The organism is Paenibacillus sp. J2L1-98, assembly GCF_056269405.1.
Genome location: NZ_JBWDNW010000024.1, coordinates 78,308 through 95,328, shown reverse-complemented (window position 1 = coordinate 95,328; position 17,021 = coordinate 78,308). Strand labels below are relative to the sequence as shown.

General features: G+C 49.7%; 9 protein-coding genes and 1 rRNA gene. 1 reads left to right on the top strand and 9 read right to left on the bottom strand.

The features are described from left to right. The 6 genes from AC0YNZ_RS26695 to AC0YNZ_RS26670 form a co-directional block, all read right to left on the bottom strand. A 16S ribosomal RNA gene (locus tag AC0YNZ_RS26695) occupies positions 1-88 on the bottom strand; the annotation flags it as partial. A gap of 429 nt (positions 89-517) precedes the next feature. Further along, positions 518-2,542, bottom strand: a complete 2,025-nt coding sequence (ligA, locus tag AC0YNZ_RS26690) for an NAD-dependent DNA ligase LigA (RefSeq protein ID WP_475829495.1) — start codon at positions 2,540-2,542, stop codon at positions 518-520. A 42-nt stretch (positions 2,543-2,584) separates the two neighbouring features. Then, complete coding sequence (gene pcrA, locus AC0YNZ_RS26685; protein ID WP_475829494.1) at positions 2,585-4,972, bottom strand: DNA helicase PcrA; 2,388 nt, start codon at positions 4,970-4,972, stop codon at positions 2,585-2,587. 243 nt (positions 4,973-5,215) lie between these two features. After that, positions 5,216-5,932 carry a heptaprenylglyceryl phosphate synthase gene (gene pcrB / locus AC0YNZ_RS26680; RefSeq protein WP_475829493.1) on the bottom strand — a complete coding sequence of 239 codons (717 nt, stop codon included), beginning with the start codon at positions 5,930-5,932 and terminating at the stop codon, positions 5,216-5,218. Positions 5,933-6,106: 174 nt separating this feature from the next. Further along, a complete protein-coding gene (locus tag AC0YNZ_RS26675) occupies positions 6,107-8,638 on the bottom strand; it encodes a U32 family peptidase (protein ID WP_475829492.1) in 2,532 nt (843 codons plus the stop codon). A 799-nt stretch (positions 8,639-9,437) separates the two neighbouring features. Beyond that, positions 9,438-9,650 (bottom strand): hypothetical protein, encoded by a 213-nt coding sequence (locus AC0YNZ_RS26670; RefSeq protein ID WP_475829491.1) that lies wholly within the window; start codon positions 9,648-9,650, stop codon positions 9,438-9,440. Between the two features lie 624 nt (positions 9,651-10,274). Between AC0YNZ_RS26670 and AC0YNZ_RS26665 the strand changes: the two genes are divergently transcribed. Continuing rightward, a complete protein-coding gene (locus AC0YNZ_RS26665; protein ID WP_475829490.1) occupies positions 10,275-11,243 on the top strand; it encodes a sugar phosphate isomerase/epimerase family protein in 969 nt (322 codons plus the stop codon). A 61-nt stretch (positions 11,244-11,304) separates the two neighbouring features. Here AC0YNZ_RS26665 and AC0YNZ_RS26660 read toward each other — a convergent pair whose 3' ends face one another. The 3 genes from AC0YNZ_RS26660 to uvrB form a co-directional block, all read right to left on the bottom strand. Further along, a complete protein-coding gene (locus AC0YNZ_RS26660; protein ID WP_475829489.1) occupies positions 11,305-11,520 on the bottom strand; it encodes a hypothetical protein in 216 nt (71 codons plus the stop codon). A gap of 597 nt (positions 11,521-12,117) precedes the next feature. Then, complete coding sequence (uvrA, locus tag AC0YNZ_RS26655; protein ID WP_475829488.1) at positions 12,118-15,000, bottom strand: excinuclease ABC subunit UvrA; 2,883 nt, start codon at positions 14,998-15,000, stop codon at positions 12,118-12,120. A 16-nt stretch (positions 15,001-15,016) separates the two neighbouring features. Further along, the gene (gene uvrB / locus AC0YNZ_RS26650; RefSeq protein ID WP_475829487.1) at positions 15,017-17,017 is read right to left on the bottom strand and encodes an excinuclease ABC subunit UvrB; all 2,001 of its coding nucleotides are present in this window, start codon (positions 17,015-17,017) and stop codon (positions 15,017-15,019) included. Positions 17,018-17,021 lie beyond the last annotated feature (4 nt).

Here is a 17,021-nt window from a genome sequence, read left to right as displayed (position 1 = left end):
TTGTCCCGAAGGACAAGATCCGCTCGACTTGCATGTATTAGGCACGCCGCCAGCGTTCGTCCTGAGCCAGGATCAAACTCTCCAAATTGGTGTTTGACTTGCTCATTACTTAACTAGCTATTTAAAACATTATCGGATCGACGTGATCCATTTGTTCAGTTTTCAAAGAACTTGTTTGTCACATTTTGTCGTGACAAGAAATCATATTATCATCTTCATTTGACGCTGTCAACAGTTTGTTTCACATTTGTTTGTGACTCATTCAGTTGTTCATGTTGCCTCAGAAGCGACAAGAAGTAATATACCACTTACGAAATCAGAATACAAGTAGAAATATTTTACAAATAATCAGCTTGCAATTGAATATTTTAAAACCCGCAAAAAACCCGTATGAAGCTCGTTTTGTTTAGACCCTTGAGACAGCGCCCATTCCGGGCGCACTTAAAAAGAAGTACCCATGCAGCAGCTGCATGGGCACTTCTTGGTTGTTCCATCATGTGCTTTTCACAGGGCGAAGTCACTGCACAACAGTTTCGCCCAGCAGCCGTAATAGCTCGGCTTCTTCTTCAATTACAGCGATACCAAGCTCCCGCGCCTTCGTCAGCTTGCTGCCCGCGCTTTCGCCAGCTATGACGAAATCGGTTTTTTTGGATACGCTGCCTGAAATTTTGGCGCCGCAGGCTTCAAGCAATTTCGCTGCCTCATCTCTCGACATAGTCGGCAGCGTTCCGGTCAGAACGACTGTCTTCCCACTGAACACACTGTCATTTCTCGCAACCAGCTGCTGTTCGGCTTCAGCCTTCACTCCCAGCTCGCGCATTCTGGAGATACTGGCTACAATAATAGGATCGTTAAAAAATCCAACGATGCTCTCAGCCACGATACCTCCGATATCAGGCAGAGTTACGAGTTCTTCCGCTTCCGCTTGCATGATGGCATCCAGATTTCCGTAATGGTCGGCCAGCATCTTTGTCGTCGCTTTACCGGTATTCGGAATGCCTAACGCAAACAAAAATGATGCTAATTCCCGCTCTTTCGATTTCTCGAAGGCTGCAAGCAGCTTAAGTGCCTTCTTCTCGCCGAACCGTTCAAGCTTAATGAGGTCATCATACGTCAATGCATACAAACCGGCAGGATCGCGGACCTCACAGTCTTTGTACAATTGCTCTGCCGTCATGACGCTGAACGTATCGATATCCATCGCATCCCGAGAAGCGAAATGCGTAATGCGGCCGATAATTTGCGGCTGACAGCCCAGCTTATTATTACAGAACAGGTGAGCGCCGCGTTGTTCAAGTTCCGTCCCGCATGAAGGACAGGCCGTTGGAAACTCGATTTCCACACCCGGCTCCTCATCCGCTTTACCCAATATTTCAGGAATAACATCATTCGAACGGCGTATCGTCACGAGCGTGCCTAAAGCATGCTTCAGGTTTTTGCGCTCGATATCGCCAATATTGTTGAGCGTGCAGTTTTGAACCGTTACTCCCGCAAGCTCAACTGCCTCTACGCGAGCAACCGGGGTTATTTTGCCTGTCCGGCCAACCTCCCACGATACGGATTCAAGCACCGTTGTCGTTTCTTCCGCTTCGAACTTAAAGGCAACCGCCCAGCGCGGAAACTTGTCCGTATAGCCAAGCGCCTCCCGTGTCCGCATATCCACTACCTTCACTACGGCACCGTCAATGAGGAAGTCCAGCTGCTCACGCTGTTCCGTGACATGGGCCAGCTCTGCTTGCACCTCTTCGATCGTGTTCTTATAGGTCACATAAGGATTTACCTTAAACCGGTTATCCTTTAGAAATTGCTGCATCTCGCGATGATCCGTAAAAGCAACCCCGTCGGCATAACCGATATTATAGAAAAATGCGTTCAGCTTCCGCTCGGCCGTAACCTTCGGATTAAGGTTGCGCAGTGCTCCCGCCGCTGCGTTTCGAGCGTTCTTGAGCGGTTCAGCCGCCGTTTCATTATACTTTGCCAGCACCGAAAGCTGCATAATGCCCTCGCCCTGCACTTCAATAATGCCATCGTTAAAAGGAATAGTGAGCGGCACCGAACGAATCGTGCGAACCTGCTGCAAAATGCCTTCTCCAACCGTACCGTTTCCGCGCGTCGCCGCTTGAACAAGCTGCCCGTCCTCGTAGGTCAGATTAAGCGTCAGCCCGTCAAACTTCAGCTCAACCACATAGGTCGGCTGCGGCAGCGGCTCCTCTTCAGGATGCTTCGCATTGTAGTCAGCGACCGCTTTAAGCAGCCTCGTATTCCATGAAAGCAGATCTTCGGCATTTTGCGCCTTATCGAGACTCCACAAGCGGGCGCGATGTTTGTATGGCTCAAAACCTTTGAGCAATTCACCGCCTACCCGCTGGGTAGGCGATTCGGGCAAAATCATGCCCAGCTCGGCTTCCAATGCGACAAGCTCGTCGTAGAGTTTGTCATAATCGGCATCTTGGATTGCGGGCTCATCCAGCGTGTAGTAGCGATAGTTATGCTCTGTTATGATCGCAACAAGCTGTTGCATCCTCTCTAATTGAGCGTTCATGGGAGGCTCCTCCTTGTAATCGTTCAAAATAGCTGCTCTTCCTTATACTTTCGTTATCGGCGCAAAGCCAGCTAGCAGCCGCTTAATGCCGACAGGAGCCGGAAATGCGATATTTAACTCCATGTCCTTGCCGGTCCCTTTGACGGAGACAATGACACCTATGCCCCATTTGGCATGCGACACTCTCTCGCCGGAAGCAAAGCTTCCAGATGCGGCATCACCTGCCGCAGCCGCACTGCTGCCCTGAACCGCCCGGGCGGCATCCTGCAATGGCGTGCTAACCCGCACGCCGCCTCTGCCGCCCATCGCGGCCGGGCCCGATCCCGCATGGCCGGGGGATCGGCCTCCTGCGCCAGGCACGCCGCTTGCCGGCGTGCGCCCTGCAATACTGCGGCTTGCCGCACCGGTACCGCCCGTAACGCTGACGCCGCCGCTGCGAGCGCCCGCACGCGCGTATCCGCCGCTGCCGCTTGAAGCGCCTTCTCTCACGCTCTCTGGTATTTCCTGCAGAAAGCGCGAGGGCAAGTTAGTGCTCGTGCGGCCAAACAAGGTCCGCATACGTGCACATGTCAAATACAGCCGCTTCTCAGCGCGGGTGATCCCTACGTAAGCGAGGCGGCGTTCTTCCTCGAGTTCCTCATTGTCAGCGAGCGCACGGCTATGCGGAAACACGCTCTCCTCCATGCCGATAATGAAAACGACCGGAAACTCGAGTCCTTTCGCGCTATGCATCGTCATCAGTGTAATTGCATCCTTGTTCTTTTCAGCTTCTTCTTCATCTTTGTTCAAGGAATCGATGTCGGCAATCAATGCTAGATCCGTCAGAAACGCTACAAGCGTCCGATCTTCGTTGCGCTTCTCGAAATCCATCGTCACAGATAAAAACTCGTCTATATTTTCAAGACGCGCCTTCGACTCCAGCGTATTCTCCTGCTGCAGCTCCAGACGGTACTGGGACAGCTCGAGAACCTTCTCCGTAAGCTCCGTTACCGATAAATATTCAACCATCCGGGTTAAGTTGTCGATAATCTCATAAAACTCGCGCAGCAGCGTTCTCGTACGACCATTAACCTCTACGTCTCCCAGATTATTCAATACGCGATAAATCGATGTGCCTCTTCTCGCCGCTTCATCCGCAAGCTTCCCTACCGTCGTATCCCCGATGCCCCGCTTTGGAACATTAATGATACGTACCAAGCTTATATCGTCATCCGGATTTGAAACCAGCTTCAAATATCCGAGCAAATCCTTAATCTCTTTGCGGTCGTAGAACTTTATGCCGCCGACGATTTGATAGGGAATATCTGATTTGATCAGTATCTCCTCTATTACACGCGACTGCGCATTCGTACGGTACAATATCGCATGATCGGCAAATTTATAGCTTTTATTCACATTTTTGCGAATTTCCCCTGTTACAAAATAACCCTCATCATGCTCCGTATCCGCTTGATAGAGAGAAATAAGGTCGCCCGCGCCCTGATCCGTCCACAGCTTCTTTGGCCTCCGGCCTGTATTGAGCTTAATGACCGCATTCGCAGCATCAAGAATATTTGCCGTCGAACGATAGTTCTGCTCCAGCATAATCGTCCGCGCCTCGGGATAATCGTCCTCAAAGTTCAAAATGTTCGTAATATCAGCTCCGCGCCAACGATAAATGGACTGGTCGCTGTCGCCGACAACGCATATGTTATGATGCTTATCGGCTAGCATACGGGTCAGCATGTATTGAGCCCGGTTCGTATCCTGATACTCATCGACGTGGATGTAACGGAACTTGTTCTGATAGAATTCAAGCACCTCCGGTACATCCTTAAACAATTGAATCGTAATCATAATAAGATCGTCAAAGTCTAGCGAGTTGTTGCTCCTCAGCTTCTTCTGATATTTCGTGAACACCTGGGCAACAATGCCCTCAAAATAATCGCCAACCTTTTGCTCGTATTGCTCCGGCGAGATCAGCTCATTTTTCGCTCCGCTGATCGCAGCTTGAACTGCCTTCGGCTCGAATTTCTTTGTATCGATGTTCATATCCTTCATGCAGCCCCGGATAACCGACAGCTGATCCGCGGAATCCAGAATGGAGAAGCTGGATGTAAAGCCGATCCGGTCAATGTCTCTGCGAAGAATACGAACGCACATCGAGTGGAAGGTGGATACCCAAATATCCCGTCCCGATGGTCCTACGAGAGCGCTAACCCGATCCTGCATTTCCCGTGAAGCTTTATTCGTAAAGGTGATAGCGAGAATACTCCATGGCGCCACACGCTTCTTTTCTATTAAGTAAGCAATTCGATGTGTCAGTACGCGCGTCTTGCCGCTGCCCGCTCCAGCCATAATAAGCAGCGGTCCGTCCGTCGCTTGAACAGCTTCCCGCTGCGGCGGATTCAGCTTCTGCACTGCCTGCTCGATGCTAATATGATTCAACATGCTCCGACTCCTTTGTTCGCATATGTTCGCCTCTCTTCAGTGTAGACAACGGCCATCCCTGTGTCAATTTGCCCAGTAAAAAAACTCCGTATTATTCCCTTGTTTAACCAGCCGATAAACGCATGAAATAAGGAGCCGCTGCAAACAGAAAAATAGCGCCGCACTTCATAAGAGGGTGGTGTTCCCCCAGCTACACAGCACTATGACTTCTTCTATGCTTTTTTCTAAAATGGTCTTAAAAAGCTATCTGGATTGTTTGCCGCCAGCAACCTCATGTACAGCAGTGACAGTGGACAAAGCAGCGTCCAAATCTTTGTAAATAATATTTCCCACGACGACGGTATGAGCAGCTTCCGCTGCTTGACGCGCTTTCTCCGGATTATCGATGCCGCCGCCATAAAATAACTGCGCATGGGCAGTTGCCGTTCTTGCACGCTTCACCAGCTGCATATCTCCGAACCGGCCGCTGTATTCCAAATAAATAACCGGAAGCCTCATGAGACGATCGGCCATGCGGACATGCGCGATCAGTTCTTCTTCGGTTAACTCTGTCTGCGCTTGTGTCAATTTCGCCGCAGTTGCTTCAGCGTTCAAAATAATGTAGCCCTGCGCTGCCGTTTCTTCCCACGGTACGAAGGAGCCGTATTCCTTCAGCCCCTCGGTTTGCCAGCCATTTATCCATTCTGCTCTGTTCGTATTTAGAACGAGCGGAATAAAGTATCCGTCAAATCCCGGAACAGCACCATCTAAAGTTGATACCTCCAGGGCGCAGTCAACCTCGTACCTGCGAATACGCGCCATCAGATCGACTATATTTTCAAAAGTGACTCCACTGGAGCCTCCGACAATTACAGCATCCGTACCTGATGTACAGATCTTATCCAGCGCTTCGTCGGACAATTCCCGATCAGGATCGAGCTTGAACACGTGCCTCCAGCCGGAAAACCACAAACCATTCATAAATAATCACGCCTCGCTTTTTCACAAAAATCATTTGCCGCATATTTGCGCTTTCCTTCTATGCTATGCCAGCGTATATATCGTGTCAAACACGCCGTTATATTGTAAAGAAAAAATACCGCCCTCCCTATTAAAGAGAAGACGGCATGCCGTAATTGTCGTTGAGTGGGTTTACTATTTCACAAGCTGCCCGCGCGTTACGCCAAGCTGATTGATCGCTTTAAGGCTGCGCCATACTTGCGTCCCGGTAATGCGCCCATCGAGCGCATCGCGGTATAACGATAATACTTCAAGCACCTTATCCGGCTTTTCTTCAAGAAACTCTACACGGAAATGGGATACGCCAAGGCCGACAAAATTGCGGATATATTCGGCTCCCGACTGCTCGACTGCATTGTACACCGTATTACGGCAGCCTTCATCAACCCGAACGGGATGCGCCATACCGATGCGGTCCTGCAAGGAAGCGCGCTTCTCCTCGCATGGGCGTCCGCAGTTTGTAAAGTCAGTGCCCTCGCTCATAAAGGTGCAATAAACGCAGTGCTCCGTATGGAACATCGGCAAATGCTGATGGATAACCATTTCCAGCCTCGACGTATCCGAGCTCTCCAGCAAATCGACCATTTGCTGAATATTGAGATCATACGACGGTGTAATCAGATCCAGCCCGACCTCGGTAAATAAATTCACCGCTTTATGATTGGCTACATTCAGCGAGAAATCACCGATCAGTTTAGGGAAAGGCTTATCCGGATTTGCTGCGCGAGCACGCAAGTAATAGTAAAGCGCTCCAGTATTCCGAACGAGCACCGCATCAGGCTGAAGCTTCAAAATATTCGCATGATAGCCGTTCTCGTCCGGCATATGAATACGCGGCGTTGCCAGCGCAATCGGCTTACCCGCCTCGCGTGCAGCTGTAATAGCAGCCGGAAATTGCTTAATGAACTCGAAATCGGCATATACGTAGGATACATCCGTTTTCACGGCTGCTTCTACCTGCTCCAAGCTCCGGCATAATGCGACCAGCTTCGCATCCTTTCCGCTGTGCGGAGCCAAAATATCCTTCTTCGCCACATCCGCCTCAAACACGTCCGCACGCGCATCAACCGCATGCTTCACATAAACGGGCGGCTTCGGACGCTCCCCTGCAAGCAGCTCCACCGCTTCGCGGCGCAGCCGGTTCAGCTCGCGGATCGGTACGATCAAATCGCCTTGAAGCTCAACTTCCAGCTTCTCCAGCTGATAGACGGTACCGCCCAGCCTTCCCAATTGATCCTCAAGCAATGCCGCATCCATCGGACGTTTCTGCGCTTGCTCAAGCTCAAGCTCCGTGGCTACCTCTACGGTCGTCCCCTTCTGAACATCCGTCCACCATGTGCGCATCGGTTGTCCGAGCGCACCGGTCACTCTAATATGAAGCGGAAACACGCGATATGGCTTTTCCGTTTCAAAGGTCGCTCTCAGACGCTTATCAAGCGCCGGGTCACTTGTCTTCCAGACGCGGTCGCCGACATGCACCTTGCGCAAATCGACATCATTCCGGCCCGCTACAAGCTCGATCATCGCGCCTTCCTGCGCTTCGCCTTCGATCTTCACGCCCTGACGGCGAATATCATAAACGCGGCCGCCCTCTTCCTTCTTCGTCGGGTCGCCAGCGTCAAACACAATGCCATCGCCGCGCTTAAGAGGCGCTTCGATCCGCAGCGTAACCGCATCGCGCATAATGCGCTCTACCCGGCCGAGGTAAACGCCCCGGCTTTTCGGGAACGTGCCCTCTACGAGCATCTTGTTGTTCGTTCCCGACAGAAAACCATGCGTGAAGCCGCGCGAGAAGCTTTGCTGCAGCTCACGCACCTCTTCCACCGACGGCTTCGACAGATCGCCGTCGAAATATTTATCGATCGCGCGGCGATACTTGCTCACGACATTCGCGACATATTCCGGGCTTTTGAGACGCCCTTCAATTTTAAACGACTTAACGCCCGCTTGGATGAGCTCCGGCACGATATCGATCGCCGCCAAATCCTTCGGCGACAGCAAATACGCGATGTCTCCCATCGGCTGCACCTCGCCGTCGACCATCAAATCGTACGGCAGCCGGCAAGCCTGCGCGCATTCGCCGCGATTCGCAGAGCGGCCTCCCCACATCTCCGAGGTGAGGCACTGACCCGAATACGACACGCATAACGCGCCGTGTACGAATACTTCCATCGGCAGCTTCGCTTGCTCCCCGATCGTACGAATTTGTTTGAGGTTATTTTCACGTCCCAATACGACCCGCTCAATCCCAAACGGCTTAGTGAATTCTACCGCCTCAGGGGACGTTATCGTCATTTGAGTCGAGCCGTGAATCGGAAAATCAGGAGAAAGCTCGCGAATCAGCTTCACGAGGCCCAAATCCTGTACGATTACCGCATCCACGCCCGCATCTATACACATCTCAATTAGCTTCTGCGCGTCTCTCAGCTCGTCTTCAAATACGAGAATGTTGAACGTCAGGAAACCTTTTACCCCGTACGTATGAAGAAACGCCATAATTTCCGGCAGCTCCTCGCTGCGGAAGTTGTTCGCGCGGGCGCGGGCATTAAACTTCTCCACACCAAAAAATATGGCATCTGCCCCGTTTGCCACAGCTGCGCGCATGCAATCCCAATCGCCGGCCGGAGCCAGCAGTTCTATGTCCGATCTTATTATTGAGTCTGTCATAATAACTATCAATCCCTCACATTCCTGAAACCTGCTTCTCCTATCTTAACAAACCGCGACTGTCTAATCCACCATACATTGCTCCCAGCAATCCTCATCATTTAAAAGAGACTGTCCCAAAAGCAAGCAACTCTCCTAAGAAACAGCTCATTTTTCAGAAAACTATGATTTTTGCTTCGGCCTCTCTTGATTTGGATCTACGGAAAACCCACAACTGCCTTCCCTCAAATAAACGTATACCGGTCAGCATTCACTATACTTCCCAATGGAATAAACGATGATTGATCGTGCTTCGCGGTGACGTACGATTCGATTTAGGTTCATTTCGTCGAACTAATCCGAAGCAGGCTTGTGAAAAGCACGAATTTAGTTCATTTCGTTGAACTATTCGCCGCTTTTAGGGATGTAAGAAAAAATAACCGGATTAGTTTCACGAAATCGAACTATGAGGTCGATTTCACCTGACTGCGTTCATTTAAGTTGACAGAATGCAACTAAATTAAAGTAGCCAGCCTGATTTGTACAAATAAGCTGCGCACACAAAAAAGAAGCTGTTCCAGGTCTTTGACCTTATGAGACAGCCTCTGCTAAACCATTTATTTAATTGAAGCGAATCGATTGAGCCACATCGTTGACAAGCTTAAGGTTGCTGCCGGTTGCGTGAAATCGTAGATGGCAAAAGAGAATACCAACGAGCCTCCCGCAGTATCAAATGCATAGAAGATATGGGAAAAAGGCAGATCTTCTTTAGGTTTAGATACGCTTAACACTACTTTATATGCCGTTTTCCCATTGATCGTTACCGTTGAAGCTCCTTAACGGACATCCCCTGCGAAACCTTTTCTGGAGAACGCACAAACTCAGAAAGCGCAGGCACTATTGCAGCTGCTGAATTTCCTGTCTTATAGATTCCCATTTCACCCGCGCTGAATGTGAAGCGCACATCATCCCCGTTGAAGTTTTTTTGCACGCCGTACCAATAGGTCGGAATGAATATCAATGGAGTATCCATTAAGCGAGCTGCGTTTGGTTGTTTGTTTGCTGCGGTCGATCAGATCATAATCATCCTCGATCAAGCCAATGTTTTTCTCGATAAAGACCGTGTCGATATCATCCGATGCGACAATCAGCTTAAATACGGCGTGCTCTTTGCACCATTAGATGAAAGGAAAATACAGTCTAATGAATACCGGCAATTTCCGGAAATTAAGAATATACCGTTATAGGTTAACCAGACATCTCCATCATACGAAAGCTCGTAGATCAGCATCTAAGCATTTCCGTCTTTCAAGCTTAACGGTGTTGTAGTGAAATTGCGGATATTCGAGCCGATGTGCTCCTCACGAATACGCGCTCCCCTTCGGGTCGCCCAATTCTCAATTGTCCTGCATTCCCGATATAGCAATCAAGTTGTGATGTAGCATATATTACTAAATTTAACAACGAAATTTGCTAGTTTACTAGTTCAAAAGATAGAATACTAACTGCTATTAATCCTGCACTATGCTTGTTTTGTTTATTTATTATGCTATTTTGTCAAATGTGGTTTCGGTTATGTGTTCTGATTACAGAAGTGGTATACTATGTGGGACTACTAAATCAATCCATTTGATGGATTCGGGAGGTAAATGAACAAATGAAATTAGGAGTATTTAGCGTTCTTTTTGCACAAAAGCCATTCGAGGAAGCACTCGATTATATCGCCTCCAAAGGTCTTGATGCCATCGAAATCGGAACTGGCGGATACCCGGGAAACGCACACTGCGACCTGGATAGATTGCTTGCTGACGAGGGTAAGCTGAAAGCGTTTAAGCACGCGGTAGAATCACGCGGCTTGATGATCAGCGCACTGAGCTGCCACGCTAATCCGCTGCACCCGCAGAAAGCGATTTCGACTGAGCACGATGATGTTATCCGCAAAACGATCGAGCTTGCTAACCGTCTTGAGGTAGCCGTCGTGAATACATTCTCCGGCTGCCCTGGCGATCACGAGGATGCGAAATATCCGAACTGGCCGGTTGCTCCTTGGCCGAACGATTTTCAAGATATTTTGAAATGGCAGTGGGAAGCAAAAGTTATTCCATATTGGTCTGAGATCGGCAAGCTTGCTGCTGCTGGCGGCATAAAAATCGGTCTGGAGCTTCATGGCGGCTTCTCCGTTCACAGCCCGGCTACTCTGCTTCGCCTTCGCGAAGCGGCTGGAAATGCAATCGGAGCTAACCTCGATCCAAGCCACATGTGGTGGCAGGGCATTGATCCGGTTCAAGCGGTTCATATTCTAGGCCGTGCAGGAGCTATTCATCACTTCCATGCGAAGGATACGACAATCGATCCAATCAACGTTAACCATCACGGCGTAACAGACATGCAATCCTACGCTCTAATGCTGGATCGTGCTTGGCAATTCCGTACTGTCGGCTATGGCCATGACTTAAAAACGTGGGCAGACATTCTTAGCGCACTCCGTCTCGTCGGCTATGACTACGTGGTCAGCATCGAGCATGAGGACGGCTTAATGTCAGTTGACGAAGGCTTCACGAAGGCAGTTCAAAATCTGCAACAAATCCTGATCCGCGAGCCGCTTGGCGAGATGTGGTGGGTTTAATCATATAAAGAAGAAAAAGGTCTGCCGGACAAGTCCGGCAGACCTTTTTCTATGCGGAATACTATGCTAACCAAACTTTAGTGATCATAATAAAGTCGATCAACAGAAACAAACCGAGTGAAACTGCTGTAAAACCGATCGCGAAAATGTTTTTCTTCGGACGAGCGGTCAACAGTCGAACGAAACCGATTGCGATCAAAACGGTAAAGGCAAGCATGAAATAATCAAAAGTACCGATTTTACTTGCTGTATGAGCTGCTTCTTCTGCTAAAAACATGAAGGGACCTCCTTTTTTTCGCACGTAACCTATATTACTATATGTTAGCTTTTTGTGGCTCCTGACGCAAGTCCGAATCGGGATTCGTAACAACTTTGTCACGATTTCCTAAAAACGCTTCATAATTATCATCTTATCTAAAAGGATCCAATGGACTAAAACATCTTTGATGTATCCCGCACATATAAAATGTCCATCTTTACCAAAGTATATTACTACCCATTGGCAAAATATATGTTCCTTTATGTGTCTCCACAAATAAGGAGCGCTCTTCAGCGAGGAAGTTGACTTATACCATATTTACCCAATGAAAACAAAATATATTTTTGTCTATATAACCACACCTAGCATTTATTAAAATAGGGTGATATCAGAAAGTAATCACACTCATAGATATTTTTTTTGCATATTCACAACCTTTAGCGCGAGCGTTTTTATCGATTATAATTTGCAGCGTATTGTTTGTAAATCTGCAAAAACAAAACACTTCACTTCAGAGGCTATATGGATTAATTGCTAAAAAAGCGGCGATTTCCTCGGAAACAAGAAGGCTGCCCCCAAGGTTTTTCAAACCTTTTGAAGCAGCCTCCACCCAAACTATTCTGCTGCCGCAGCAACCTTCAAATTCTCCTTGTGCAGCGCAACCGTCCGCTCGCGATCACGCTCAAGAATCGGCTTCAAGTATTTGCCGGTGTACGATTGCTCCACCTTCACGACCTGCTCCGGCGTTCCTACTGCAACGATCATTCCGCCGCCGCTGCCGCCTTCCGGCCCTAGGTCGATCAAGTAATCCGCTGTCTTAATGACATCCAAGTTATGCTCAATGACGAGCACAGATTCACCTGAGTCAACCAAACGATGCAGTACGGTCAACAACCTGTCGATATCATGCACATGCAAGCCCGTCGTTGGCTCATCCAATATATATAGCGTCTTACCAGTCGAACGGCGGTAGAGCTCAGCGGCCAGCTTCACCCGCTGCGCTTCTCCTCCAGACAATGTCGTAGCCGGCTGTCCCAGTGTCATGTAGCCAAGACCAACATCAAGCAGCGTCTGCACCTTACGGTGAATCCGAGGAATGTTTTCAAAGAAGGAACAGCTGTCCTCAATCGTCATTTCCAGCACTTCTGCGATGTTTTTGCCTTTGTATTTCACTTCCAGCGTCTCGCGATTGTAACGTTTGCCTTTGCATATCTCACAAGGTACGTATACATCGGGAAGGAAATGCATTTCGATCTTTATGATCCCGTCGCCGCGGCATGCTTCGCAGCGGCCGCCCTTCACGTTGAAGCTGAATCTGCCTTTCTTATAACCGCGCACCTTTGACTCATTCGTGCTTGCATACAAATCGCGAATGTCATCAAAAACCCCGGTATACGTAGCTGGATTCGATCTTGGTGTCCGGCCGATTGGCGATTGGTCAATGTCGATGACCTTCTCCAACTGCTCGATACCCCGAAGCTCCTTGTACTGACCTGGACGCGTCTTTGCCTTATTTAAATCACGCGCAAGTGTCTTGTAAAGAATTTCGTTCACGAAAGTCGATTTACCTGAGCCGGAAACTCCCGTTACAGCTGTGAATACGCCAAGCGGAATTTTCACGTTTACGTTTCTAAGATTATTTTCTTTCGCGCCGCGCACCTCAAGCCATTTTTCATTCGTCTTGCGGCGTTCAGCCGGCACTTCTACAAATTTGCGTCCGCTCAAATATTGACCGGTCAGCGAGTTTTCATTCGCCATCACTTCTTCCGGCGTGCCTTCGGCGATGACCTTACCGCCATGGATGCCCGCGCCCGGCCCGATATCGATAATGTAATCGGCCGCGAGCATCGTGTCCTCGTCATGTTCTACGACGATCAGCGTATTACCGAGATTGCGCATATGCTCAAGCGTCTCAATCAATCGGTCGTTATCGCGCTGATGAAGGCCGATGCTCGGCTCGTCCAAAATATATAGAACCCCCATCAGGCTGGAGCCGATCTGCGTCGCTAATCGAATCCGCTGTGCCTCGCCACCCGACAACGTGCCCGCTGCGCGGCTTAACGACAAATACTCAAGCCCGACGTTCACAAGAAACCCTAGACGGCTGTTAATCTCCTTCAAAATAAGGCTCGCAATCGCCAATTCCTTCTGCGAGAGCTTAAGCGACTCGAAATAACGCTGCGCCTCGCCAATCGACAACGACGTTACTTGCGAAATATTTTGCACATTGATCGTTACGGCCAAGCTCTCCTTGCGAAGCCGCTGTCCCTTGCAGCCTCCGCATGGCTTAGCGCTCATATAGTTCTCAATATGCTCGCGCATCATATCCGATGCCGTATCTCTGTAACGGCGCTCCAGATTATGCACGATGCCTTCGAACGGCACATAGGCTTCCTTCCGATGTCCAAAATCATTTTCGTAAAGGAAACGAACCCGCTCTCCGCCCGTTCCGTAGAGCAGCTTCTTCATCTGCTCGGCATCCAGCTCCGATACCGGCACGTTCTGCGGTATGCCGTAGTGCACGCAAACCGCACTTAAAAACTGCGGATAATAGTTGGACGTACTGCCCGCCCATGCCAAGAAAGCCGCATCCTCAATCGATTTGCTGGAATCCGGAACGAGCAGCTCCGGATCTACGATCATTTTGACGCCAAGGCCGTCGCAATCCGGACAAGCGCCGTAAGGGCTGTTGAAAGAGAACATGCGCGGTTCCAGCTCTTCGATACTGAAGCCGCATTCCGGACAGGCCAGGTTGGAGCTGAAGAGAAGTTCCTCCTGGTCGATAATATCGACGATTACGCGTCCCTCGGACAGCTTTAGCGCCGTTTCAAGAGAATCCGCCAGCCTGCTTTGCACATCCGGCTTCACTACGATACGGTCGACGACCACTTCAATGCTATGCTTTTTGTTTTTCTCAAGCTCAATCTTCTCGCTAAGCTCGCGCAGCTCGCCATTCACACGCACCCGCACGAATCCTTGCTTCTGAATATCGGCCAGCAGCTTCGTATGCTCGCCCTTACGCCCGGAAATGATGGGCGCAAGTATTTGCAGCTTCGTCTTCTCGGGATATTCCATTATACGGTCAACCATTTGCTCAACGGTTTGTGACGTAATTTCAATACCATGGTCCGGACAATGCGGTTTGCCGACCCGTGCGAACAATAGCCGCAAATAGTCGTAAATTTCGGTTACCGTTCCGACTGTAGAACGCGGATTGCGGCTCGTTGTCTTCTGGTCGATAGAAATGGCAGGCGATAGCCCGTCGATAGAATCGACATCCGGCTTTTCCATTTGTCCGAGAAATTGGCGCGCATAGGCCGATAAGGATTCAACATAACGGCGCTGCCCTTCCGCATAAATAGTATCGAATGCGAGAGAGGATTTACCGGAACCGCTTAATCCCGTCAGTACGACAAATTTATCGCGCGGGATGGTGACGTCTATGTTTTTAAGATTGTGGGCGCGGGCGCCCTTAATAACTATTTTATCGCTAGCCAATCGTTTCTCCTCCTACTTAACCCATCTCAGCGCGCAGCTCAAGCAGCGCATCCCGAAGCTCTGCCGCACGTTCGAACTGCAGACTCTTCGCTGCGTCCTTCATTTCCGCTTCCAGCTTTTGAACAAGCGCCAGACGATCCTTCTTTGACATTTTGTCGACAGCGGCACCGGTTAAATAATCGGCTTTCTGCTCGGCCACCTTCGTCGCCTCAATTACATCATGCACTTTTTTGCGTATCGTTTGCGGCGTCACGCCATGTTTTTCATTATACGCAAGCTGAATTGTACGACGGCGCTCTGTTTCTTTTATTGCCCGATCCATTGAATCGGTTATTTTGTCGCCGTACATAATGACCCGGCCCTCGCTGTTACGAGCTGCGCGTCCAATGGTTTGGATGAGCGCGCGATCGGAGCGCAGGAAACCTTCCTTATCCGCGTCAAGAATCGTAACTAACGATACTTCCGGCAAATCCAGTCCTTCCCGGAGCAGGTTAATACCGATGAGTACGTGGAATACGCCAAGCCTGAGATCACGCAATATAGCTAACCGCTCTAAAGTCTTAATATCGGAATGGAGATATCTAACCTTAATGCCTATCTCCTTCATGTAGTCGGTCAAATCCTCTGACATTTTCTTCGTCAGCGTCGTTACGAGAACCCGCTCATCCTTCGCAATGCGGTCGCGGATCTCCTCCAGCAAATCATCGATTTGCCCTTTTGTCGGGCGGACGTCAATAATCGGATCGATTAGACCAGTAGGTCTAATAATTTGCTCGATCATTTTGTCGGTATTTTCTATTTCATAGGGGCCCGGAGTAGCGGATACGTAAACCAGCTGCTTTGCCTTCGCCTCAAATTCTTCAAAACGGAGAGGACGGTTATCCATCGCCGAAGGAAGCCTGAAGCCATGATTAACGAGCATCTCCTTGCGGGCGCGGTCACCATTGTACATCGCCCTGATTTGCGGCAGGGATACATGTGATTCATCGATAACAATAACCATGTCGTCCGGAAAATAATCAAGCAGCGTATAAGGTGTTGCGCCGCGCTCCCTAAAGGTCAGCGGTCCGGAATAGTTCTCGATTCCCGAGCAAAAACCCATCTCCGCCATCATTTCCAAATCGTATCGCGTCCGCTGCTCCAGCCTCTGGGCTTCAAGCAGCTTGCCCGCCTCGCGCAGCTCGGCAAGACGCTCCTCCAGCTCGCGCTCGATATTAACGAGCGCCACCTTCATCGTCTCCTCTTGAGTGACGAAGTGAGATGCCGGAAATATAGCGATATGATCGCGTTCTCCGATTATTTCCCCGGTAATGACATCAATTTCCGAAATTCGCTCAATTTCGTCACCGAAAAGCTCCACTCGAATGGCCCGCTCATTGTTGGCAACGGGAAAAATTTCGACAATGTCGCCTCGAACGCGGAACGTTCCCCGTGTAAAGCTTATATCGTTGCGCTGATATTGAATATCGACAAGCTTATGCAAAATCACATCACGCGGCTTCTCCATCCCTACACGAAGCGACAGCACCAGTCCTCCGTATTCCGACGGCGAACCGAGACCGTATATGCAAGAAACGCTTGCCACGATAATGACATCACGGCGTTCAAACAAAGAGCTCGTCGCCGAGTGCCGCAGCTTATCGATCTCGTCATTGATGCTCGAATCCTTCTCGATAAAGGTATCGGTTGAAGGGATGTACGCCTCAGGCTGGTAATAATCATAATAGCTTACGAAATACTCCACTGCATTGTCGGGAAAAAATGTTTTGAATTCACTGCACAGCTGAGCGGCCAGCGTCTTATTGTGGGCAATCACGAGTGTTGGCCGATTCAACTTCTCCACCATGTTCGCAATCGTATACGTCTTGCCTGTTCCGGTCGCGCCGAGCAGCGTCTGATGCCTCTTGCCCGCCTTAATTCCCTCTACAAGCTGCTCAATCGCTTTCGGCTGGTCGCCCTGCGGCGTATAATCCGATTTTATTTGAAACAGCTTCGATTCCTTTGCAAGTTCACTCACGCCT